General features: G+C 58.3%; 19 protein-coding genes, 1 pseudogene and 2 riboswitches. Of the genes and pseudogenes, 9 read left to right on the top strand and 11 right to left on the bottom strand.

Annotation, left to right across the window (positions count from 1 at the left end):
* Positions 1–357 precede the first annotated feature (357 nt).
* Positions 358–624, top strand: a complete 267-nt coding sequence (locus ACOYW1_RS31855; protein ID WP_482421126.1) for a GIY-YIG nuclease family protein — start codon at positions 358–360, stop codon at positions 622–624.
* A 32-nt stretch (positions 625–656) separates the two neighbouring features.
* Here ACOYW1_RS31855 and ACOYW1_RS31850 read toward each other — a convergent pair whose 3' ends face one another.
* The 5 genes from ACOYW1_RS31850 to ACOYW1_RS31830 form a co-directional block, all read right to left on the bottom strand.
* A complete protein-coding gene (locus ACOYW1_RS31850) occupies positions 657–2,015 on the bottom strand; it encodes an alanine/glycine:cation symporter family protein (RefSeq protein WP_482421125.1) in 1,359 nt (452 codons plus the stop codon).
* A gap of 251 nt (positions 2,016–2,266) precedes the next feature.
* Positions 2,267–2,404, bottom strand: a riboswitch (glycine riboswitch).
* A gap of 3 nt (positions 2,405–2,407) precedes the next feature.
* A riboswitch (glycine riboswitch) is annotated at positions 2,408–2,512 on the bottom strand.
* Positions 2,513–2,707: 195 nt separating this feature from the next.
* A complete protein-coding gene (locus tag ACOYW1_RS31845; protein WP_482421124.1) occupies positions 2,708–3,139 on the bottom strand; it encodes a putative signal transducing protein in 432 nt (143 codons plus the stop codon).
* 263 nt (positions 3,140–3,402) lie between these two features.
* A complete protein-coding gene (locus ACOYW1_RS31840) occupies positions 3,403–3,822 on the bottom strand; it encodes an AAA-type ATPase lid domain-containing protein (RefSeq protein WP_482421123.1) in 420 nt (139 codons plus the stop codon).
* Positions 3,783–4,961 (bottom strand): sigma-54 factor interaction domain-containing protein, encoded by a 1,179-nt coding sequence (locus tag ACOYW1_RS31835; protein ID WP_482421122.1) that lies wholly within the window; start codon positions 4,959–4,961, stop codon positions 3,783–3,785. Before ACOYW1_RS31835 ends, ACOYW1_RS31840 begins: the two co-directional genes overlap by 40 nt.
* 685 nt (positions 4,962–5,646) lie before the next feature.
* A complete protein-coding gene (locus tag ACOYW1_RS31830; RefSeq protein ID WP_482421121.1) occupies positions 5,647–6,741 on the bottom strand; it encodes a M20 family metallopeptidase in 1,095 nt (364 codons plus the stop codon).
* 449 nt (positions 6,742–7,190) lie between these two features.
* On the opposite strand from ACOYW1_RS31830, the pseudogene ACOYW1_RS31825 reads away from it, so the two are divergent.
* From ACOYW1_RS31825 to ACOYW1_RS31800, 6 genes and pseudogenes are all read left to right on the top strand, one after another.
* Positions 7,191–9,010 (top strand): annotated as a pseudogene (locus ACOYW1_RS31825) (ABC transporter substrate-binding protein).
* Between the two features lie 14 nt (positions 9,011–9,024).
* A complete protein-coding gene (locus tag ACOYW1_RS31820) occupies positions 9,025–10,053 on the top strand; it encodes an ABC transporter permease (RefSeq protein WP_482421120.1) in 1,029 nt (342 codons plus the stop codon).
* Positions 10,054–10,156: 103 nt separating this feature from the next.
* A complete protein-coding gene (locus ACOYW1_RS31815) occupies positions 10,157–11,083 on the top strand; it encodes an ABC transporter permease (RefSeq protein WP_482421119.1) in 927 nt (308 codons plus the stop codon).
* A gap of 2 nt (positions 11,084–11,085) precedes the next feature.
* Positions 11,086–12,249 (top strand): ABC transporter ATP-binding protein, encoded by a 1,164-nt coding sequence (locus ACOYW1_RS31810; RefSeq protein ID WP_482421118.1) that lies wholly within the window; start codon positions 11,086–11,088, stop codon positions 12,247–12,249.
* Positions 12,249–13,268 carry an ABC transporter ATP-binding protein gene (locus ACOYW1_RS31805; protein WP_482421117.1) on the top strand — a complete coding sequence of 340 codons (1,020 nt, stop codon included), beginning with the start codon at positions 12,249–12,251 and terminating at the stop codon, positions 13,266–13,268. Before ACOYW1_RS31810 ends, ACOYW1_RS31805 begins: the two co-directional genes overlap by 1 nt.
* Positions 13,269–13,755: 487 nt before the next feature.
* Positions 13,756–14,706 carry a class I SAM-dependent methyltransferase gene (locus ACOYW1_RS31800; RefSeq protein WP_482421116.1) on the top strand — a complete coding sequence of 317 codons (951 nt, stop codon included), beginning with the start codon at positions 13,756–13,758 and terminating at the stop codon, positions 14,704–14,706.
* 86 nt (positions 14,707–14,792) lie between these two features.
* Here ACOYW1_RS31800 and ACOYW1_RS31795 read toward each other — a convergent pair whose 3' ends face one another.
* Positions 14,793–15,185 (bottom strand): hypothetical protein, encoded by a 393-nt coding sequence (locus ACOYW1_RS31795; protein ID WP_482421115.1) that lies wholly within the window; start codon positions 15,183–15,185, stop codon positions 14,793–14,795.
* Between the two features lie 285 nt (positions 15,186–15,470).
* Between ACOYW1_RS31795 and ACOYW1_RS31790 the strand changes: the two genes are divergently transcribed.
* A complete protein-coding gene (locus tag ACOYW1_RS31790; RefSeq protein WP_482421114.1) occupies positions 15,471–15,644 on the top strand; it encodes a hypothetical protein in 174 nt (57 codons plus the stop codon).
* Positions 15,645–15,890: 246 nt separating this feature from the next.
* Here the strand turns inward: ACOYW1_RS31790 and ACOYW1_RS31785 are convergent, their stop codons facing one another.
* The 4 genes from ACOYW1_RS31785 to ACOYW1_RS31770 form a co-directional block, all read right to left on the bottom strand.
* Positions 15,891–16,553, bottom strand: coding sequence for a hypothetical protein (locus ACOYW1_RS31785; protein ID WP_482421113.1), 663 nt, complete (start codon positions 16,551–16,553; stop codon positions 15,891–15,893).
* A 140-nt stretch (positions 16,554–16,693) separates the two neighbouring features.
* Positions 16,694–17,608 (bottom strand): hypothetical protein, encoded by a 915-nt coding sequence (locus ACOYW1_RS31780; RefSeq protein ID WP_482421112.1) that lies wholly within the window; start codon positions 17,606–17,608, stop codon positions 16,694–16,696.
* 209 nt (positions 17,609–17,817) lie between these two features.
* Positions 17,818–18,042, bottom strand: coding sequence for a hypothetical protein (locus ACOYW1_RS31775; protein WP_482421111.1), 225 nt, complete (start codon positions 18,040–18,042; stop codon positions 17,818–17,820).
* Entirely contained in the window at positions 18,039–19,205 is a 1,167-nt protein-coding gene (locus ACOYW1_RS31770; RefSeq protein WP_482414671.1) for an ATP-binding protein, read from the bottom strand. The genes ACOYW1_RS31775 and ACOYW1_RS31770 overlap by 4 nt, the downstream gene beginning before the upstream one ends.
* A gap of 303 nt (positions 19,206–19,508) precedes the next feature.
* On the opposite strand from ACOYW1_RS31770, the gene ACOYW1_RS31765 reads away from it, so the two are divergent.
* Positions 19,509–20,408, top strand: a complete 900-nt coding sequence (locus tag ACOYW1_RS31765) for a CE1 family esterase (protein ID WP_482421110.1) — start codon at positions 19,509–19,511, stop codon at positions 20,406–20,408.
* Between the two features lie 534 nt (positions 20,409–20,942).
* Here ACOYW1_RS31765 and ACOYW1_RS31760 read toward each other — a convergent pair.
* A complete protein-coding gene (locus ACOYW1_RS31760; RefSeq protein WP_482421109.1) occupies positions 20,943–21,596 on the bottom strand; it encodes a hypothetical protein in 654 nt (217 codons plus the stop codon).
* Between the last annotated feature and the right edge of the window lie 33 nt (positions 21,597–21,629).

Genomic DNA, 21,629 nt, shown 5'->3' with positions numbered 1-21,629 from the left:
TTCAAGATAAAAAGTAACTATTCAGTTGCCTCCGGCGGGTCGCTTTTTTGAAAAAAAGCTCCGCAAAAAACGTTTCTAATGCACTTGTGCTTCGTTTTGATCGCCCCGAAGGGCGATCAAAACGAAGCACGGGTGCGAAAATGTCGGAATTGTTTCGGCGAAGCCATAAATGATTACATGAGACCTGTTTATCAAACTTTTTAAAAGTTTGGCCCCCGGCAGGGCCGCCGGAGGCTTTTTTATCTGAATAGTTACGATAAAAAAAGCCCTGCCGATTCATCGGCAGGGCTTTTTGTTTTGACAGGCCGGGCCACCTTCATGCTGGCGCCACCACTTTTAATGATCTACAGTGCCCCCATGAAACCATGGTATCTCTACATCCTTGAATGCGCAGACGGCACCTTGTACACAGGCATCACCACCGACCCCGGGCGGCGCCTTGACGAACACAACGCAGGCGTCGGCGCCCGCTACACCCGGGCTCGCCTCCCCGTGACCATGGTCTACCAGGTCTCGGTGAAAGACCGATCCGAAGCATCCCGCCTCGAATATCGCATCAAAAAACTTCCCCGTAAAACAAAGCTCGAGATGATAAGGGCTGAAAAGGCAGGTCACAGGTCATAGGTGGCCGTTTATCACGGCCACCTCTACCCGTCTTATGACTGAAAGGCTTTTTCGGCTTTGGCGGCCACGGAGAGGCCGCTGAAAAAGCTTCGGGTTTCGGAGAAAACCACCTTGCTCAGGCCCAGAAGTCCGATGAGGTTGGGGATGGCCATGAGGCCGTTGACGATGTCGGCCAGGGTCCAGATAAGGCTGAGGTGGAGAAAGGAACCTGAGGCCACCAGGACGATATAGATCAGCTTGTAGGGTTTGATGCCCTTGATACCGAAAAGGTACTCAGTGCAGCGCTCCCCGTAGTAGTTCCAGCCGAGAATGGTGGTAAAGGCAAAAAACATCAGGCCCACGGTGACCACGTACTGACCGATGCCGCTTCCCATGCCGATGTTGAAGGCGGTGTTGGTCATGGCAGCCCCGGCAAGGGACGGATCGTTCCAGGTGCCGGTCATCACCAGGACCAGGCCGGTTAAGGTGCAGATGATGATGGAGTCGATGAAGGTGCCTGTCATGGCGATGAGGCCCTGACGCACGCAGGAGTTTGTTTTGGCGGCGGCCGCTGCGATGGGCGCGCTGCCCAGGCCTGATTCGTTGGAGAAGACCCCGCGGGCAATGCCGCTTCGCATGACCATGATCATGGTGACGCCCGCTGCGCCCCCGAAGGCGGCTTCGGGATTGAAGGCGCTCTGGATCACCAGGGAGACGGCGGCCGGAATGCTCGACAGGTTCAGGATCAGGACCACGGCAGAGGCCAGAATAAAAAAGATGGCCATGAAGGGCACGATGGCCGAGGCCACCTGGGCGATGCGTTTGATCCCCCCGATGGTGACAAGGGCCACCAGCACGGTGAGGACCGCTGCCGTTACCGGAACAGGAATATGAAAGCTCAGCAGGGCCGCGTCCTTGATGGCGTTGACCTGGGCAAAGGTCCCGATGCCGAAGAAGGCCACGCCAATGCCGAACAGGGCAAACATCTTGGCCAGGAATTTGTTTCCGAGGCCCCGCTCAATATAGTACATGGGGCCGCCGGACATCTGCCCGTTTTCGTCCACAACCCGGTATTTCACGGCCAGGAGCCCTTCGGCGTACTTGGTGGCCATGCCGAAAAACGCGGCAACCCACATCCAGAAGATCGCTCCGGGACCGCCAGCCTTAACGGCGGTGGCCACACCCACGATGTTTCCCGTACCGATGGTGGCGGAAAGGGCGGTGCAAAGGGAGGCAAAGCTCGACACATCCCCCTGGGCCCCGTCGCCGTGGTCTTTGCTGAAAAGGTACTTGATGGCCAGGGGCAGCTTGGTGATCTGCAGCAGGCCAAGGCCCACGGTGAGATAAATCCCGGTTCCCACAAGGAGGATCAGAAGGGGAGGCCCCCAGACAAAGGAATCAATCGTTCCCAAAAGTTGTGCAAAATTTTCCACAGTATCATTCCTTTCCAGCCCGTGTGCGCACAACAAGGCAAAGCACAGGGCATGATCACGGCGTTTGGCTGCCGCTTCAATAATGAAATAAGATGAATAATGTGGATGAATGGATCGGTCTGCTAAGAGAAAGGCGTAAAAAAGAGGCACTACCAACTGATGTTACTTCAGTTTTCACGACAGCCAGCGCGCACCGGAATCGATACCGGCGGTTCTGCTCTGCCATGCCACTCTGTCCCTTGTACCTGAGAGTTTCACCACCGCCCGTGCGATACGGTGCGGCAGCTTGCTCCTTCGGCGCTCAATAAAAGCGGCTCCGCACAACCCTTGGGTTGTGCAGAGCCCCCGAATATTGAGACTCTCCAGAGGCTCGTCCAACAGCAGTCCCTTTTACCTGAAAGATTTACTTCTTCGGTGCCTTTCCATCGCATCGCACTCGCAACAACGCGCCGAAAGGTCTCTCCTGCTGTTTTCATCCGAGTTGTCCCCGCAGCGCATCCGGGCCATGCCCGAGGCGCCGCAGGTAAGGCACTTCTTCTACACCTTCTGGAGAATTTATCAAGCCCTGAACAGTCGCTGCGTCAAAAATCAAAGAAAACGCACACGAATACATTACAAAAAAACAAAACAATGAAATGGAACCGCACGCCACGGAACCGTGGAGGGTCGGTTTATGCGCCTGGCCCCTTGTTCAAGGGCCCGTTCCATTGGTGGCCGCACACATTGCAGACCCACCGCCTGCGCCGGAAAAACCAGGGGATGCCCAGAAAAACCAGCAGCAAGATCCCCCGCCACACCCGAAGCCGCCATTCCACGTTTCGCTCACAATCCACGTCAAAGCTTTCGCACCGCGGGCACCGCTCTTCGGTCTCCGCCAGGGGATCCCGGTACCCCAGGACGGCCAGGGCGTCCTGGCGATCCGATGCAAACACCCGCAGTTTCACCCCGCCCACGGCCAGAGAGTACCAGGGATGAATGCCCACGAGGTTGTCGTCGAACACAAAGGCCTCGATACCGCTGGATTCCAGCTGGGCCTTGGCCAGATGGGCTTCGTGAGGTGCGGTAAAGGTCGCGATGGTAACCAGGGATTCCTGTGGCATCATGCCCTCGCTTTGGTTGTGGCCGAAGCCGTTTCAAAAGGGGTCAGGCAAAACAACAGATCAAAAAAAGCTGTGGGTAGGTCCGGGACAAAGTCGCCATGTCCTTGGTTCGTTCGCCTGTCCTTTTTTTATTTCGGAACGAAAGAATAAAAAGGGTCAGGCAAATAAAAGGAGAAAAAAACAGGATGGACTGATGGCCGAGCCCAAAGACAACTAATCACGCCCTCGCATCCCTCGCCCCGCCAATTTTTGCCTGTCCCCTTTTTTTAATCCACGTTCACATGGCGATTCAGGGAGATGCCGTACTTTTTCATTTTGCTTCTTAACGTATTGGGGTGAAGGCCAAGGCGTTCGGCGGCACCGTTGGGGCCTGCAATTTTCCCCTGGCACAGGACGAGGGTTTTGCGAATCCAGGAAGCGGCCATCTCGTCGAAGGTTCCGGAGAGGGGCTCTGTGACTTCCCAGGCCTTTGTCTCCGTTCTGGGTGCGGGCCGGTTCAAAAGGGCCTCAAAGCGCAAAGGACGCCCGCCGGAAAGGATGAGTGCCCGTTCCACAAGGTTCTGCAACTCCCGGACGTTGCCGGGCCAGTGATAGTCCATCAGGGTTGCCAGGGCGCCCTCCTCAAGGCGCGGGCGGTACGGCAGGTTCATCTCCCGGGTCTTGCGGAGGATAAAGTGGTCCACCATGGCCGGGATATCTTCCGTTCGCCTGCGAAGGGAAGCCACACCGAGGGGAACACATGGAGGCGGAACCAGAGGTCCGAACGAAAGGTCCCTTCGGCCACCATGGCCTCAAGGTTCCGGTGAGTGGCGGCAATGATGCGCACATCGGCCTGCATGACCCGGGTACCGCCCACCCGCTCGAACTCCCCGCTCTGGAGTACACGAAGCAGCTTAACCTGGGCGGCCATGGGCAGCTCTCCGATCTCATCGAGGAACAGGGTCCCTCCGGCGGCCCGCTCAAACCGACCCACCGAGGTCTCAAAGGCCCCTGTAAAGGCCCCCTTCTGGTGCCCGAACAGCTCGGAATCCATGAGGGACTCCGGAATGGCCCCGCAGTTCAAGCGAATAAGCGGCCCTTTGCATCGGGGCGAAAGCTTGTGGATCTCTCCGGCCACCACTTCTTTGCCTGTCCCGGTCTCTCCGAAGAGCAAAACCGGGCTCTCGGTGGGTGCCACCTGCTCAATGAGGCGCCGCACCTCGCCCAGTCCCCCGTGAGAGCCGATCATGACGTCACCGGTCATCTGCCGGGTATCGCGCTGAAGGGCCTGGTGATCCCGGACCAGGTCCTTGAACCGCATGGCATTGGCCAGGGCCATGCCAAAGGGCTCGCAGATATCCTTCATCACGTCGAGATGGCTTTCGTTGTAAAGGGACTCCCCTGCCGCGGCAAGGATCAGGTTGCCCATGATCTTACCCTGGTTTTTCAGCGCGCAGGAGATGGTGCAGCACAGGTTTTGGAAGCCTTCGGGACGACTTCGGACCGAGGGGAGCCAGTGCTTCACCAGCCCCATGAATTCTTTGTTGATGGGATGGGTATGGTCGCGGATCCAGGGGGTGGGGTTTTGAAGGGATTCCTCGTGCCAGACCCCCATCCTCTCCCAGGTTCCGTCGGAGATGGAGATCATCTCATCGAGCCCGATCCCTCCCTCGGCACAGGCAAGGGCGATGACCCGCGCTTTTTTCTGGCCATGGTCATAGGAGGTAATGAACGCGCCGTCCAGGGGCATGATCCCCTTGAGGTAGGTGTACGCATCAAAGAGGGCGGACTCCAGGTCCAGGCTGCTGAAGATACGTCGGGCGACTTCTCGAAACCGGTCGGACACAATTCCTCCATTCCGTACTTAAACGATATTTCGTGCATTGGTCACGATATCTCGTTTACCATATCCACCACCCGCACCGCAACCCCTCAATAATACTCAACCTGAACCTCTGGCATGATATTTGGTTTATCTCATAGACAGAATATTCGGACCCCACACGTCAGGATCCACCTTTCCAAGTCCGAATCTTCGCTGTGCCGGCGGAATCCGAAAGTCAGGCATTCACGTTTCCATTTCCTTGCCTCGCGCAAGACATGGGAATATCCCCCCTTGCCCTTACGGATTCCTCCGGCGCACATTTCGCCTGCAGCGCCCACCTCGGCAAAGGCAGCAGTCGGGCCCCATGTCAAGACAATGGAGCGCTCAGCGTAATTTTCCGAACGTCGTTCGCTAAGACGTACACAACCTTCAGATCTCAAAAAAAGCGCCCTGCCAACGCCGCGCAACAAACGCCGGACCACAGGGCGTCAAAAACATCCCGCCCCACAGGGACCTTCACATGATTGCCCGACATGGTGAAGGCCCTCCCACCCGGACAGGCCGGCCTAGGCTCCCTGGCCTGGCCGGCCATTTTTAAACGAACACCGGCATTAGGTAGAAAGTCAGCTCACAAAGCCTCCCGGCGGGTCGCTCTTTGAAAAAAGCTCCGCAAAAACGTTCCGGTAACCATAGAAGTGCTTCCGGATTATGGCCTGAGGGTCACCTCATGATTGAACACCGCCTCCGCGAACCTGTCCAGCACCCCATACAGGCTGTAAAGGCTCTCGATCTCCACATGCTCTTCGTCGGTGTGTTGGCTCATGTTTCCCTGAGGTCCCCAGATGACCCCGGGTGTGCCGGTCCGGTTCAGGAACCGGGCGTCGCTGGACGCATGCTCGGCAACTTTCTCGATGTTTCCGGCCAGCTCTGCCAGGTATCGGGTCACCGGTCCGTCCCCGCCGTTGAAGAGGGTATCCACGGAGACCACCTCCACCTCGGAGACCACGTCGGCCCGTATCGCCTCAATGAGGGCGTGGGGGTCGTCGGCCTCGGTGTAACGGATATCAAGCTTTGCCCGGGCCTCGCCCGGTACCTGGTTCACGGCGCTGCCCCCTTGGATGCAGCCGATGTTCAGGGTTCGGTGCCAGTGGTCCTCACGGGTCTCCATAAAATGACGCCGCACTCTCATCAGATCGTCCAGCAGGGTATCGATGGCATTGTCCCCCAGCCAGGGGCGGGCCCCGTGGGCCCCTTTGCCCCGGGCGGTGAGGTTGAGCCGAACGATCCCTTTTTCCCGGACCACCAGGCGCTCCGGGCTTCCGCCGTCCAGGGCCACGCAATAGTCGCAGGACACGCGCTTCAGGGCCTCTCCGGCCCCGTTGAATCCGCCGGTCTCCTCGTCGCCTGTCAACAGCACGCCAAAGGGAAGGGCCTCCTGACCTTTTCCCCTGACCTTCAGGCGATCGAGCCACGCTTTCACAAGCACCATGCACAGGGCCACGGCGTATTTATCGTCCACGGCGCCCCGGCCGTAAAGCCGCCCCCCTTCTTCCCGGGGGGTAAAGAGCTCGTCGTCTGCAGGCACCACATCAAAATGGGCCATCAAAAGCACCGGTGCGGCGTCGGCAGTGGGTGTCACCCACAGGGAGGGGGTGCCATCCACCTCCATGCGGTTCACGGAGAGCCCCGCCTCGGTCAGCCAGCGTTCGATAAAGTCGGCGCAGGCCGTGATCTCATCCGGCCGATCGGCCACGGAACGAAATTGAATCAGGCGTTTCAACAGGGGAACCATCTCATCCATACTCACACATCCTTGCATTCTCTGTGGCATCATCCGCCGAGGCAGCCCTCACTCCGGCAGACGCGCCCGTTTTCCGACAGCGACGCGAAAAGACTCCGCCAGCGGGAAGACGGGCTCCCCACCAGGCGCATCATAATCCGAAGCATGGAGACACCACGCTCCGCCTCTCCGTTCGCCCGCCGTCGCGCTCTTGCTGACACCGCCATTAAAGGAGAGGATTCCTCCTGTTGTATTCCAAAGAAAATCAGCGGGCAAGGGCCCGGAGGGGAATAGCTCTCCGCGAGGAAAGTAAACTTCGCCTTTGAAGCGCGATTCACTTTGTGATAGCCTCTTCAACAAAGATCACCAAGCCCTCCTGCGTTTAAAGTAAAGAGCAATCAAAAAGAAGCACATAACACGACCAGGCGACCCGTTCCGGGCACCCGATCACCCGCACAAAGGAAAAATCCATGAGCCCATCAAGCGTGTTGAAACGCACCCTGTTTTTCCTCTTGTTTCTCTTTTTTGCCACATCCTGCAGCGGCCCGGCCGAAGAGGCCCCCCAGGAACCCACCAAAATCAAAGTGGTCAAACCGGAAGTAAAAAACCCGGACACCTTTGTTTTCGAAGACTACGGAACGGTCCGGACCCTTGACCCCGCATGCGCCTACGACAATGTCTCCCATCAGCGCATCATGAACATCTACGAGCCCCTCGTGGCCTTTGACGGCTCGGCCACCGACGCCTTCGTGCCCGTCCTGGCCGAAGAGGTCCCCACCGTGGAAAACGGCGGCATTTCGGACGGCGGCAAAACCTACACCTTCAAAATCCGAAAGGGCGTCACCTTCCACGCAGGCGGCACCCTTTCCCCCGAGGACGTGGCCTACTCCCTCAAGCGCCACATGGTGGTGGACCAGGACGGTGGCCCCATCTGGATGCTCCTGGAAGCCCTGGTGGGTGAGACAAGCACCCGGACAAAGGGCGGCACCCTGAAGCCCGGTATCTTTGAAAAAATCGATGCGAGCGTTGCCGTTTCCGGCGACACCGTGGTCCTCACCCTGCCCCGCCCCTTTCCCCCGCTGCTGGCCCTCCTTGCCTACGCTAACTGCGGCGCCATCCTCGACAAAGAATGGACCATTGAGCACGGCGGCTGGGACGGCACCCTGGAAACCGCGGCAGCCCACAACAACCCTGCCTTCGGGGCCGAGCCGTTGCACCACATCACCAACGGCACCGGCGCTTACACCATGCTGACCTGGGAGCCCTCCAAGGTCTTTATCTTCCAACGCTTCGACGGTTACTGGGGCGAGGAGCCCGCCTTGAAGACTGCCGTCATCCGGTACAACAAAGAGTGGAGTTCACGGAAGCTGGCCCTTCAGAACGGCGACGCCGACCGCGTTCTGGTGGACACCCAGTACCTGTCCGAAGTGCAGGCCATGAAAGACGTGGTGATCCACGCCGTGCCCCAGCTCTCGGTGACGGCAGCCCTCTTCTGCCGCCAGGTCAACCCCGAGGCCAACCCCAACATCGGCAGCGGTAAGCTTGACGGGGACGGGATCCCACCAGACTTCTTTGCCGACCCCCACGTGCGAAAAGCCTTCCTCCACGCCTTTGACCGCAGCACCTACGCCAAGGACGTCTGGGACGATCGCGTGGTCATGCCCACCAGCCCTAACGCCAGCGGCATGCCTTACAACATCCGTGTCCCCATCTACGACTTTGACCTGGAAATGGCCAAAGAGGAAATGAAGCAGGCCTGGGGGGAGCTGTGGAAAAAGGGCTTCAAGATGGTAACGATTACCACAACACCGGCAACGCCCAGCGGGAAGCCGCGGCCCACATGCTGGCGGAAAACATCATGAGCCTGAGCCCCAAGTTCCAGATCGAGGTGCGCAATGTGGACTGGAAAGACTACACCGTGGCTTACCGAAAATACAGGTATCCCATCTTCATCATCGGCTGGGGCGCCGACTACCCCGACCCCGACAACTTCATGTTTACCTTCATGAGCTCCGAAGGGGTTTACGGCAAGTACATGGCCTATGAAAACGAAGAGGTGGACCGTCTCTGCAAAGAGGGCCGGTTTGAGGTGGACCCTGAAAAGCGCCGGACCATTTATGAGCGCCTCCAGAATCTCTGGTACGAAGAGGCCATCGGCTGCATGATCTACCAGAAAATCGACAACTTCGTTTACCGCAGCAACATCAGGGGGTTTGTCCCGCACCCCATGCTGGACACGGCCTGGGAGGATCTTAAGCGGCTCTCCAAGTCGGACGCCGCCACCCAATAGCCGGGGAACCAGCCATGACAGCCTACATCACGCGTCGCCTGATGTTCCTTTTCTTTGTGCTGTTCGGGGTGTCGGTGCTCATCTTCGGGCTTCTCATGACCTTCAGCCCGGAGAGGCGGGCCGCCGCCTACGTCACCACACCCCAGCAGGCCGAAGACATCCCCAGGATCGTAGAGCAGTTCGGGCTCACCGACCCCTTCCCGGTGCAGTATGCCCGCTGGGTCAAAGAGGTGGCCTCGGGCAACCTGGGATGGTCCCTGGTGGCTGCCCGGCCCGTCACCGAGGCGTTCTGGGGCTACTTTGCCGTCACCCTGGAGCTGAACCTGTTTGCCTCTCCCCTGGTGATTCTCATCGGCATCTGGCTCGGGACCCTCTCGGGGGTCCACCGGGACACCTGGCTCGACCACGGAACCCGCATTGCCGCCATCATCGGCTGGTCCCTGCCCACCTTTCTCTTTGCCCTGGTGCTGCTCATGGTCTTCTACGGCTACCTGGACCTCTTTCAGCCGGGCATCGTCTCTACTCACACGGCCCTGTGGGTGGCCAGAAGCCCTGATTTTATCCGCTACACCGGCATGTACACCGTGGACGGCATCTTGAACGGCGAGCTGTGGATCACCGGTGACGCCCTGGCCCATCTCGTCCTGCCGGTCATTACCCAGATCATCGTGGTGGTGGCCCTTCTCATGCGGGTGATGCGATCGGGCATGATCGAAGAGATGGGCAAGGAATACATCATCACGGCCCGGGCCAAGGGAGCCGACACCCACACCATCACCCGGGCCCACGCTAGGCCCAACGCCTTGATCCCTGTCATCACCGTGGCAGGCCAGCTTGTGGCCCTTGCCATGGAAGGATCCATTGCCGTGGAGGTGGTCTTCAGCCGCCAGGGCATGGGGTGGTGGCTGGCTGAATCCGCCACCCAGCTCGACATGCCCGTGCTCATGAGCGTCTGCATGTTCATGGGGGTTGTCTTTGTGGTCTCCAACCTTGTCATCGACATCCTCTACGCGAAGGTCGATCCGAGGATCCGGCTCACATAACACGTGATGATGCCCGGATTGCCACGGAAACGACGCAGGGACGGCACCCACCGGCACCTCCCTGCTGCAAACCAGAACACCTGCTTGCTGAAAGGCACCTCCTATGGACCCAGCACCGGAGCCAAGACAAACCAGACACCCGAGGTGGCGAGAGTTCACCTTCACCCTGCATCGGATTTTCCGAAACCCGTCGGCCCTCATCGGCTTCGGCCTGCTCCTCTTCTTTGTGGCCGTGGCCCTTGCCGCGCCGTACCTTGCACCCCCGAAATACGCCCACGCCCCTTACCAGATGCCCCACACCGGGTTCTCCCCCACGCCAAAGCCGCCGGGGGACCTGCACCTGTTCGGCACCACCTCCGGCCAGTACGACATCTACTACGGGGTGGTCTGGGGCACGCGAACCGCCTTTAAGATCGGCCTGTTTGTGGTGGGCATCGCCGGGTGCTTCGGCACCTTTCTCGGGGTAATTTCAGGGTACTACGGGGGGTGGTTCGACGAGATCCTCATGCGCATCGTGGACATTGTCTGGTCCGTGCCGCTCCTGGTGCTGGCCATGACCATTGTGGTGGCCTTCGGCAGGGGCCTTGAAAACATCATGATCGCCCTGGCCCTTGTGGAGTGGCGCTGGTATGTGCGGGTCATCCGCTCGGAGGTGCTCACCCTGCGGGACCGGGATTTTGTGCAGGCGGCCCGGCTCATGGGGCGCTCCGATACAAAAATCATCGCACGGCACATCCTCCCCAACGCCATCTATCCCGTCCTCATCATGGCCTCCATGGACATGGGTTCCATGGTCATCTCCGCCTCCTTCATGAGCTTTGTGGGGCTGGGAGCGCCCAAGGGCTATGCGGACTGGGGTCAGATGGTGGCCTTGGCCCGAAACTACATTGTGGGCCCGCCGGAAGACCCGCTTCGATTTTGGTACACCGTGGCCATCCCCGGCACCTGCATCATCCTTTTTGTGCTGGCCTGGAACCTCATCGGCGATGCCCTGAGGGACGCCTTCGACCCGAAGCAGCGAAGGAGATGACCATGGCCCCCCTCATCGAAGCAACGGATCTCACCACCCACTTTTACACCTACGAAGGGGTGGTAAAAGCGTTGGACAGAGTAAGCCTCCGTGTGGACCGGGGCATCACCTTCGGCCTCGTGGGGGAGTCGGGGTGCGGAAAAAGCGTAACGGTTCGCTCCATGATGCGCATCATCCAGGAGCCCGGACGCATCGTGGGCGGCAAGGTGCTGTTTTACGGCAGGCAAGGTACCGGCGAAGCCCCCGTGGACCTCATCGCCCAGTCCGAAGCCTGGATGCAGGGGCTGAGGGGGGACCGCATCTCCATGATCTTCCAGGAGCCCAACGCGGCCCTGAACCCCATTTTGCGGGTGGGGGACCAGGTGGCGGAGAGTTTTCTCTTTCACCGCAGGCGCTCCATTGCACAAAAAATCCTTTCGGACCTGGCCGATGTCGACACCCGGGTCTTCCCGGGAAGCAGGTGGCTGCAACACGTTCTGTATACGCGCACCGCATCGAACCCGGAGGCCCTTCTGCTTCGGCTCTCCCGACGCATACCGATCCTGAAACGCTGGGAAACGCGCCTGAAAAAAGAGGCGTTCCGGCGTGCCACGGAGATCATCGGGCGCCTCGGCATCCCCCACCCGGACGAGGTGGCCCGGAGCTATCCCCACAACCTCTCCGGCGGCATGAAGCAGCGCATCGTCATTGCCATCGCCCTGGCCTGTAAGCCGGACCTGCTCATCGCCGATGAGGCCACCTCCAACTTAGACGTCACGGTGCAGGCACAGATCCTCGACTTGCTGCACGAACTGAAAGAGACCGAAATTACCTCCATCCTCATGATCACCCACGACCTGGGTGTGGTGGCCGAGACCTGCGACCGCGTGGGGGTGATGTATGCCGGGACCCTCTGCGAAGAGGCCGACGTCACCGATCTTTTCCAGGGGCCGAAACATCCGTACACCAAAGCCCTCATGGACTCAGTGCCCCGCTTTCACCAGGAAGGCGAGCTTAAGAGCATTGACGGTGCGGTGCCCAACCTCGTGAATCCGCCGCAGGGGTGCAGGTTCCACCCCCGGTGCCCCCATGTGATGACGCTGTACAACCGAGGTTCCCGAGCTTCAACCCGTTGGAGAAAACCACAGGGTGGCCTGCCACCTGTATGGAAACAAGGAAAAGAGTGATGCCTGATGAGACCATTCTGGAGCTGGTGGACCTGAAAAAACATTACCCTGTCCTGGGCGGGGTGCTCAGGCGACAGGTGAATTCCGTCAAGGCCCTGGACGGTGTCTCCCTTACCATCAGGCGGGGCGAATGCCTGGGCATCGTGGGTGAATCCGGGTGCGGCAAAACCACCACCGCAAAGGCCGTGATCCGGCTCCATGGGGCAACCTCCGGGGCCATTGTCTTTCACCCCAAGGATCAGGACGCGCCGGTGGACATCACGCACCTTTCCCCCAGGCAGCTCAAAAAAAAGGACCTCCGCCACCGGCTGCAAATGGTCTTTCAGGACCCCACCACCTCCATGAACCCGCGCATGCTGGTCAAGCACATCATCGCCTGCATCGAAAAAGAGTCCCTCACCTCCGTTGAACTGGAGGCCAGAGTGGTGGCACTCCTGAAACTGGTGGGCCTGGACCGCTCCCATCTGTATCGCTACCCCCACGAGTTCTCAGGGGGCCAGAGGCAGCGCATCGCCATTGCCAGGGCCATCGCCACCAACCCGGAGTGCCTTGTCCTGGACGAGCCCACAAGCGCGTTGGACGTATCGGTGCAGGCCCAGATCCTCAACCTGCTCCAGGGCCTGCAAAAAAAGATGGGACTGACCTACCTCTTTGTCACCCACCACCTTCTGGTGGTGAAGTACATGGCCGACCGCATCGCCGTGATGTACCTGGGCAAAATCGTAGAACTCGCCGTCACGGACGATCTTTTTGAAAACACCCTCCACCCGTATACCTGGGCCCTTCTCTCCGGCATCCCCAGCACAGAGCCGAACACCACACGACAACGGGTCCTTCTGAGAGGCGACGTTCCCAGCCCCCTGAACCCGCCACAGGGCTGCCGATTCCACACTCGCTGCCCCTTTGCCGAAGCCATCTGCCTGACAACCGAGCCCCTCCTCACGGACATGGGCGACGGCCACATGGTGGCCTGCCATCGCAGCCACGAAACGCCAGCCCTGTTCAAACAACAACGCTAACCCACAACAACAACCCACCCCCACCCAAGAAAAAAAGGAAAAAGGAAAAAGGGGTCAGGCAAGTTTATTTTTCTGCCTATTCGATTCGGATCGGAGTGGGACTTGCTTCGCGCGGCCCTGCCGGGGGCCAAACTTTTAAAAAGTTTGACAAACAGGTTTTAAGCGCTTCTTGGGTTTATTCGAATCCGTTGGTTTCAGACTTAACGGGGCTAAGCGGTAAAAAGGGAAGGGGCCGAAAGTTCATGCCAAGCGTTTTCAAAAAGCGATCCGCTGGAGGCACAGTTGACCAATTACTGTTTGTGAAGGGAAATTTGTCGGAATGGCTGATTCGCATTTGAGGCCATGGACCCTTCTCCCCCATTCTGTTATAAAACGAGCATTTTATCACACTCATCTCCGCAGCACGGCATCGCCTTCCGAAAAAAGAGGAAGGTGCACATGCCTTGCGCGGCATATATACAGGGCGAGGCACGACATGGATCCCATTATGGAAAATAAATATCTGCGGCAAGGAGAGATGCTTGCCAACAAAGCAAAGAAAAAATTCAAACACCTGAAAAAACGTTTTGCCAAGCAGGGAATCGAGGTGTTTCGGATCTATGATTGGGATATTCCCGAGATCAGGGCCGTGGTCGACTGGTACGCAGGACACCTTGTGGTGGGAGAATACACCCGGGCCCAGTCAACACCCGAATGGCTCCCCATGATGGGGCAGGCCCTTGCCGAGGCCTTTGACGTTCCCATGGAGAAGGTCCACCTGAAGCAGCGCAAGGCGGGAAGGCAAAACGGCAAACGGTACGAACGTATCGACCATACCGACGCCAAAATTATCATGGGAGAACGGGACCTGAAATTCTATGTCAACCCATGCGACTATGTGGACACCGGGCTCTTCTCCGACCATCGCAACACACGGCTGATGGTCCGAGAGATGGCCCAAAGGAAACATTTTCTGAATCTTTATTGCTACACAGGTGCCTTTACCTGTTACGCGGCCAAGGGAGGCGCAGCCACCACGACCAGCGTGGATCGCTCCGAAACAGCCGCCAACTGGGTTAAAGAGAACCTCGAGCTCAACGGGCTTTCTTCAGAGAGCAACGAGGTCATTCAAAAGCACACACCGGAATTTCTGGAAATTGCAAAAAATGAAAGGCGAACCTTTGACCTCGCTGTGGTGGACCCACCATCCTACTCCACCACCATGACCACAGGCGAGGCATTTGATATCGATAAAGACCACCCGTGGTTGCTCAACGCCGTGGTGGCCATCATGAAGCCGGGCAGCACAATTTTTTTCTCCACCAACCACCAGGATTTCACCCCCAAGCTCGATGTTCTTCCTGTCACCGACTTCGAGGAAATCACCCACACAACCATTCCGGAAGATTACATCAGCAAACGAAAAACCATTCACCGGTGCTGGAAAATCACCGTGTGATAAACTATGTGGAGATGCAAAAGGGACAGGCAAATTTAAATCAAACCCATTCCCCTTGTTGGCACGAATCCAGCAGCCAACCGGTTTCAGGTGTCACTGACCCTCTTCACCGCAAACAGCCCTCCGCCCCCCTCGATCACTCTGGGTATGCGCGCCCTAGCCGAGGGGGACTTATTCTTGAAACGCCGACACGTCGCCTCCACAAACGCGCGGGAGCCAATCACCCCGGACTCCGTAAAATGTCGTATCCTGCCCTTCACGAGGGAGGATCCACTGATTTTGAACCCATGGGCCACTTCATTTTCCAGAATGCTCCGGGGAATGGCCCCCTTTCCCTCTTTTTCGAGGGAGCCGGCATGGTACATGTACTCCCGGTACCGGATCAGCCGATCTTCAGGGTCCTCCACACCAAAGTCCACAAACCCGAAATCAAGGGACAAAAAGCCGTCGCGATTGCCCGTCTGCGCATGATAGCCCATGGAGCACCACCTATAGGCCTCCGGCCTTTTGACGATTCCTGCACGTACGGGATTGAGATCAATATAGGAAAGACAACGTACAACAGCTTCCCCCCTTTCCAGAATCACACTCTTGAACCGTTCCCCCCAAAGGGTCCCTTTGCGATCATACCTTTTGTTGTAAAACCGTGAAAACGTCTGTTTGATCTCTTTGATGAACTCGGACAAATTGCACCATTTGCTCCGAAAATGAGACATTTTCCCCTCAGGAAAAACCGTCTTTTCTCCGTACAGGAGGCCATAGCGATGCCTTATCTCCGCATCGGAAGCCCGCATCTCGGTATGCATGGTGACCAGCAGATGAAAATGATTTCCCATGACAGCGTAGCCCAGGACATCTGCAAAATAGATCGAACTGAATTTTTTGATGATATCAACCAGCGCTTCTTTTTCGATATCGCCGAAGGGCAAACCGTCTAAGGCCGTTCGTGAAATGATGTGATACGCAGTGCTTTCGTCGGGTACTACCATTCTCAGACTTCGGGGCATTGGCACCTCCTTCATCGGATCATGGAATCGTATTGCAGGGTGGTCAATTGGTGGATGGATTAAGCCCAGCCTTCTAACATACTGGAATAAAAAAACATACAGACCTCAAAGTTCTGATATTCTTATGATATACAAACCAGCATATGTCAACGCTACGCTGATTTGCCTGTCCCTTTTTTACAACGACCAGCTGCCGCCTTGTCGTTTTTCCTTTATGGCCCCCTTGGGCATGAGTATCTTCTCAGGGAGTATCTTCTCAGGGGCGTCGGGGCTTCGCTTGCGCAACCAGATACACCGCAAGGCCTGGCGCCAAAAGGGCTGATCAAAGGCCTCTTCACGCCACTTTTCGCCTTCCGCCACCTGTGTTTCCATGACATCCCAGGCAGCGGCATAGTCGAAGACCGGCCACCTGGCGCCCGCTTTGTAAAGGTGTTCGGGGGATGCGATCTCCAAAAGAGATTTCATCCCCTGCTCGTAGTCAAACCGCTTCCAGTGAAAGCCTGCATAACAGATCTGTTCGGGATCACCGGCTCTGGTCAGGGCCTCAAGCCCCCTTGCCGCGTCAAAGGTGTTCCAGTTAAGGCCAGCAAGATAGATATGCCGGGGGCCTGCCCAGGAAAAAAGCGCGTCCATGCCCCGTTCATAATCAAAGCCCTTCCACATCCATCCGCATTTATAAAGGCTCTCGGCATCCCGTAACCCGATGACCGCCGTTAAGCCGTCGGCAACATCAAAGCCTTCCCAGCGCAAGCCGGCCTTGTAAATGGCCTGTCCGTCCCCCAGCACGACCAGTCGACGAAGGCCTTCTGCAACCGAAAAGTCGCCACCGGCGGCTCCCATCTCAACAATTGATTCCGAATCGGTCAGCGTATGTAACGATTGTGGCATATGCTTTGCTCCCAAAAGCCGTGCACCCTGACGGTTTCACCAAGAGCCCGGGTGGTTGTCGTGGGTAAATAGAAAAATTTGCCTGTCCCCTTTTATTTCCGATCCAGCCTGACGACATCGCCGAAAGGGGCGTGGAATCCCTGGGCCGTGGAGGGAAGGAGCCACAGGGTCCGCTGGTAGGGGAGCAGCCGCTCCAGGTCGTAGATCTCCCCGTCGGTGATCACCACCACCATCTCCCGATGGTTAAGGAGATAACGATTGAACAGGGCAGAAAAAAACGTGGTGCCGCTGTTTCCCGAACGGATCAGGCGCCAATCGCCGCGCCGGTAGGTGCATACCCGCGTCTCGCTTCCCCCTTTGACAAAACGGTCGCCCTGTTTTTCCGGGACGAAAAGGGTCTCGTCGATGCACAGCAGGTTGATGCGGTACCCGTCCAGAAGGGATTCCACCGCCCCGAAAGCCTCTTCGATCTGTTCGGGCCGCGTCACCATGGAGGCGGAAAGGTCCACCACCACCGTCAACAGCTTCTTGTCCACATAATGCCGCCCCGCAGAGTATATCCCTTCCGTAAAATAGCGCCTGTTGAACCGGGCGGAGCTGTACTCCCACTCCCGCGACGGGGTGCCCCGGGCAACAATGGTCCGGATCTTACGCTTCAAAGGGGAGATGTCCACCTTTGCCACCTGCTGGATCAGGGTGCTGATCTCCCGGACCAGCCGCTCGTCCCGCGCCTTGACATCCTGGCCGGAGAGCGTAAGGGCCTCACGGACATTTTTCCGTATCCTCACGGCGGCCGAAGCATCTTCCATGCGATGCACCCCCGTGGGAAGCTGCTGGCCCTGGCCCGGCGAGAGGCACCACTCACCGTCCTCCGCCCTGCCCTCCTCATCCGGCGTCATGGGGGCAGGCTCCGGCTGTCCCGATTGCTCCCGGCTTTTGCTCGGCCGGAAATTCTCCTTGAGACCTTCGGCAAAATCCCCCAGAACAGTGGGCTCATCCGTCTTCAAGAAACGGTACACACTCTCCCATGAAGACTTACTCCCACCGGTCTTCTCGTAAAACTCCGCCGGAATCCTTGGCAGGCCCCCGGGGAGCGTAAGCGTTGCCTCGCCTGTTGAGAAAAAGGTCCCACTCGGCTGCTGTCCATCCAGGAGTTGATCACCATGTCCTGGGCCATGTTCTGAAGATACGGATGCTCATCCCTAAGCACGTGCCCCTACACCGCGTGCATCATCTCATGGACCAAGAGCCCCATGCGCTCCTCCATGGAGAGCCCCTCGATGAACACACCGTTATACAGAAGGGTCACCCGACCCGATCGAACGGTAAGGGCCAGGGTGGGCAGGCTGTTGTCCTCGACAAAGGAGACCAGCTGGTAAAAGTAGGAGGTGAACCGACTGCGCTTCCAAAGCTCCTTCAACAGGGGATCCCAGGGGGTCATGCCGGTACCTTCTCCCCGTCAAACACCACGTCGGTGAGCAACGAGAGAATCTCTTCCTGCTCCTGCCCCTGGGACACAGCCCGCACCGCATCGGGAATCTGAGAAAAGACGCCGCACTCCCTCAGCAGCATGAGGAAAAAGCTCACGCGGGCATCGGCTCGGGATGCCGCCACATACCGGAGCAGACACCCCAAAGGCTCCAGGAGCCCTTCATCCCCGGCCATTTTTTTCTCGCGGATGCGCGTCACCGCCCCGGACACAGCCCAGAGCAGATCCTCAACAGGCACCTCCCCAGCTTTGAACCGGGCAAAAGCCCCGGCATCGCCGGAAAGCACCTCATGGGTGCTCAGCTGCCTGGGGGTAAGAATCTGGGTGACGAAATCCGAGGCGGCCAGCTCTCCCACCAGAGAGGCCAGGACCTTTTCCACGGCCCGGCGCCCTTCCCCGGCAAGGGCTCTGTAAAGAGCGTCTTCGTCTTCCAGGCCGTAGGAGAGACACAGGGCCTGGGAGGCCTGGTGCCACCCCCTGGGGTTCGGGTGAATGGCCGCCGCATCCCAGAGCCGCTCGGGAAAACGGGAGATGTACCGGACCACCGTGGGGTGGATGCCGCTTTTGCGCGCCCAGTTCAGCCAGTGCTCGGCCAGGGGTTTCAGGTGAAAGATCCCCAGGCGCCCGTCCAGGGCGCTGTCGTCAAAATCGGTGATGTGGGTGTGATCCTCCTCCCCCAGGTTACCTGCAATGACGATGACCGTCTTTTCAGGCAGCAGGTGCTCCCCGCAGCGCCCCTCGGTGATCACCTGAAACAGGGTCTGAATCACCGTGGGATGGGCCCGGTTCGCTTCGTCCAGAAACCACACAATGCCGTCAAATCCTTCAGGCACCTCTTCAGGAGGAATGAACCGGGGACGGTAATAGACCATGCGCCGGTTCTCATGGTCCGGCACCGGGTAGCCCCCCAGATCGATATTCTCCTTGAAGGCAAGCCGGGTATCGATGAAATACCGGTTCTTGCGCTCCGCCGCCTGCTTGACGATGGATGACTTCCCGATCCCCGGATGCCCCACGATCTTCACGGCATAGTTCACCTGGCCGTCAGCGTCCAGATAGCGGTCCAGAATCTCTGCCATCTCCCCTGCATCCACCTCCACCGGTCGTTTCTGCATACCCTCACTGCCTTTCTGCGGGCAGCCGTGATGCCGCCCATGCACGTCTTCTGTTCCTGCGTAACGGCCCCGGGGCAAAGACCCATTTCACACGCCCCCAAACGCCATCAATGTTCACACGATCAGTACACCATACACCATTTAGAATAACCATTCTACCCACGATGCTGCGCTGGCCGGACCGAGCTGGCTTTGACACACATCAAATCCACGTGGTAACTTAAACAGTTACGTACACCTTCCCAAAGTCCAAGGGCCTCATCCCCTTCCGGCCCACCCATCACACACCATGGAGAATGCCCCATGCACCTGAAACCCTTGCTTGCATGCCTGCTGCTGATCAGTGTGCTGCTCATGGCGGGATGCGATGATGAGTACACCGAGGATCCCGGCGGCTCCCTGGGCCCCGGCAACTGGAAACTCACCCTCTCGTACGAAGGAAAAACGCGGCCGGTCTACCTGCATGTCCCCTCAGGATACAGGGCTGGCGTCCCCCTCCCCCTGCTGCTCTCCTTCCACGGCCATCGGGACACCCCGGCGGGCCAGGCGGAAAAAGACGGGTTCCCCCACCTTGCGGACCGCGAGCCGTTTGTCGTGGCCTATCCCAAAGGCTCGGGAACGCCGGGACTCCTGGGGTGGAATGCCGGTCCGGCCTGCTGCGGCCAGGCAGAGAACAACCAAGTTGACGACGTGGGCTTTACGCGGCACCTCGTGGCCCACATCCAGACCCGCTGCGCCATCGACGCCGGCAGAATCTACGCCCATGGCCACGCCAACGGGGGTGGCATGGCCCATAGGCTGGGCCGGGAAGCCCCGGATCTCTTTGCCGCTGTCTCCGTCTCCTCCATGCCGGTCCTCGTCCCCGACATCACACCGGACTACCCCATCCCCGTCATCCACTTCCACGGCACCTCAGACAACACCATCGCCTACGCCGGCGGCACCATTCCCCTGGAAGACGCCCCATACATGGGCGCCGAGGAGAGCTTTGCCGACTGGTGCAACAAAAACGGCTGCGCCGAAGGGGCTGCCGAACTCCACTTTCACGGGACGAGCTGGTGCACCACCACCAGTGCCTGCGACGACGGGGTCACCGTCACCCTCTGCACCCTGAAAGGCGGCGGACACAACGCCCTCTACGAACACGGCGACATCTCTGTCAGCCAGATGTCCTGGGACTTTATGACAGGGTCCACGCCATAATCCCTTAAGCGCAAAGAAGGCTTTCTGTGGTTAACGTGAGTTAATAAAAGCAGGCCTCCGGCGGCCAGGTGAGGGCACCTGGAAACCCTGTGGCGAATGCATGGAGGCAGCCATTTGGCATGCGTTATCAGAGCATTCGCGTGATGTGTGACATCTGGCAACCGCCTTCTATGGTTAAAGTCTGATGAACCACAGGGTCAAGAGGGCTCAGGAAAAAACAAAAGCAATGCCTCCGGCGGCGAGGTGTACCACCTCGAAAGCAGGTTGCGAATGAGCTTTCCCCTTCGTTCCTCAGGGAAAATCACATTCGCTATTGATTCAAATTAAACCGAATCTGTTTTTAAAACCTGTTTATTAAACTTTTTTAAAAGCTTAGCCCCGGCAGGGCCGCCGGAGGCACCTTTAACCGCACCGCCTCCGGCGGCCAAAATGTATCGAACATCCAACTGTTTTCTGCGTAACAGGCATTCAACCGGAACGTTTTTGCGGAGCTTTTTTCAAAAAGCGACCCGCCGGAGGCAACGGAACAAACACTTACTCGGGCATAAATCGTTCGGCCTGCCTTGTCACCGGATCCCTGCCGACTATTTCCCGGCCCTTCAGGGTCAGGGTCATGAGGCCCCGTTGCCTTGAGATGCTGACCACCCCCGTGTCTTCAAGGGTGATAAGGGTCCCGTTCACCGTCTTCTTCGGCAGGTGGGAGGCGTAGGCGTTTTTCAGGGAAACGGTGTAATGGGGATGAGCCGCATGGGCCAGGAGCCCTGCGGCCAGGTTCAGGTCAACCTGCTCACCCGCATTGAAAAAATACCCCAAAAAGGTTCTCAGGTAGTGGTACGTAAAATGGGGCAGCGCCAGAACAAAACCGCCTGTCATATGGGCCCTTTCCATATCGTCCTTTTGGCTGAACGGGTTGCCCCTCATCCCGAAGTCATACGATGCCCTGGGCTGGTAAAAGAACCCCACCGCCATCAAAAGCACAAAAAAACCGCCGTAAAACGCCCAAAACCAGTCCTCCACCACCTTCTGGTCCACCTCCAGGCAAAACATCACCCCACATTTCAGTAAAATTCCGGCGCCCACATACCCCACAACAGCCAGGAGACCGCCCCACAGCAAGCCGGAAAGGGTCTCGCGACGTGCAGCTTTCAAATGACCGACCAGCGCCTTTTTGATGGTTCCATGATCCATGGTGACTCCTGCCAACTCAACGGCCCTTTTGTT

Source organism: Desulfoluna sp. CYM3A (genome assembly GCF_056829965.1).
Note: the sequence above shows the minus strand (reverse complement) of the source record. Positions and strands in the feature narration are given on the sequence as shown.

Excerpts from the sequence above, each read along its gene's own strand:
- ACOYW1_RS31855 (WP_482421126.1), top strand. The coding sequence starts at position 358 with ATGAAACCATGGTATCTCTACATCCTTGAATGCGCAGACGGCACCTTG.
- ACOYW1_RS31845 (WP_482421124.1), bottom strand. The coding sequence starts at position 3,139 with ATGATGCCACAGGAATCCCTGGTTACCATCGCGACCTTTACCGCACCT.
- ACOYW1_RS31840 (WP_482421123.1), bottom strand. The coding sequence starts at position 3,822 with ATGGTGGACCACTTTATCCTCCGCAAGACCCGGGAGATGAACCTGCCG.
- ACOYW1_RS31830 (WP_482421121.1), bottom strand. The coding sequence starts at position 6,741 with ATGGATGAGATGGTTCCCCTGTTGAAACGCCTGATTCAATTTCGTTCC.
- ACOYW1_RS31820 (WP_482421120.1), top strand. The coding sequence starts at position 9,025 with ATGACAGCCTACATCACGCGTCGCCTGATGTTCCTTTTCTTTGTGCTG.
- ACOYW1_RS31815 (WP_482421119.1), top strand. The coding sequence starts at position 10,157 with ATGGACCCAGCACCGGAGCCAAGACAAACCAGACACCCGAGGTGGCGA.
- ACOYW1_RS31810 (WP_482421118.1), top strand. The coding sequence starts at position 11,086 with ATGGCCCCCCTCATCGAAGCAACGGATCTCACCACCCACTTTTACACC.
- ACOYW1_RS31805 (WP_482421117.1), top strand. The coding sequence starts at position 12,249 with ATGCCTGATGAGACCATTCTGGAGCTGGTGGACCTGAAAAAACATTAC.
- ACOYW1_RS31800 (WP_482421116.1), top strand. The coding sequence starts at position 13,756 with ATGGAAAATAAATATCTGCGGCAAGGAGAGATGCTTGCCAACAAAGCA.
- ACOYW1_RS31795 (WP_482421115.1), bottom strand. The coding sequence starts at position 15,185 with ATGGGCTATCATGCGCAGACGGGCAATCGCGACGGCTTTTTGTCCCTT.
- ACOYW1_RS31790 (WP_482421114.1), top strand. The coding sequence starts at position 15,471 with ATGCCTTATCTCCGCATCGGAAGCCCGCATCTCGGTATGCATGGTGAC.
- ACOYW1_RS31785 (WP_482421113.1), bottom strand. The coding sequence starts at position 16,553 with ATGGGAGCCGCCGGTGGCGACTTTTCGGTTGCAGAAGGCCTTCGTCGA.
- ACOYW1_RS31775 (WP_482421111.1), bottom strand. The coding sequence starts at position 18,042 with ATGACCCCCTGGGATCCCCTGTTGAAGGAGCTTTGGAAGCGCAGTCGG.
- ACOYW1_RS31770 (WP_482414671.1), bottom strand. The coding sequence starts at position 19,205 with ATGCAGAAACGACCGGTGGAGGTGGATGCAGGGGAGATGGCAGAGATT.
- ACOYW1_RS31765 (WP_482421110.1), top strand. The coding sequence starts at position 19,509 with ATGCACCTGAAACCCTTGCTTGCATGCCTGCTGCTGATCAGTGTGCTG.
- ACOYW1_RS31760 (WP_482421109.1), bottom strand. The coding sequence starts at position 21,596 with ATGGATCATGGAACCATCAAAAAGGCGCTGGTCGGTCATTTGAAAGCT.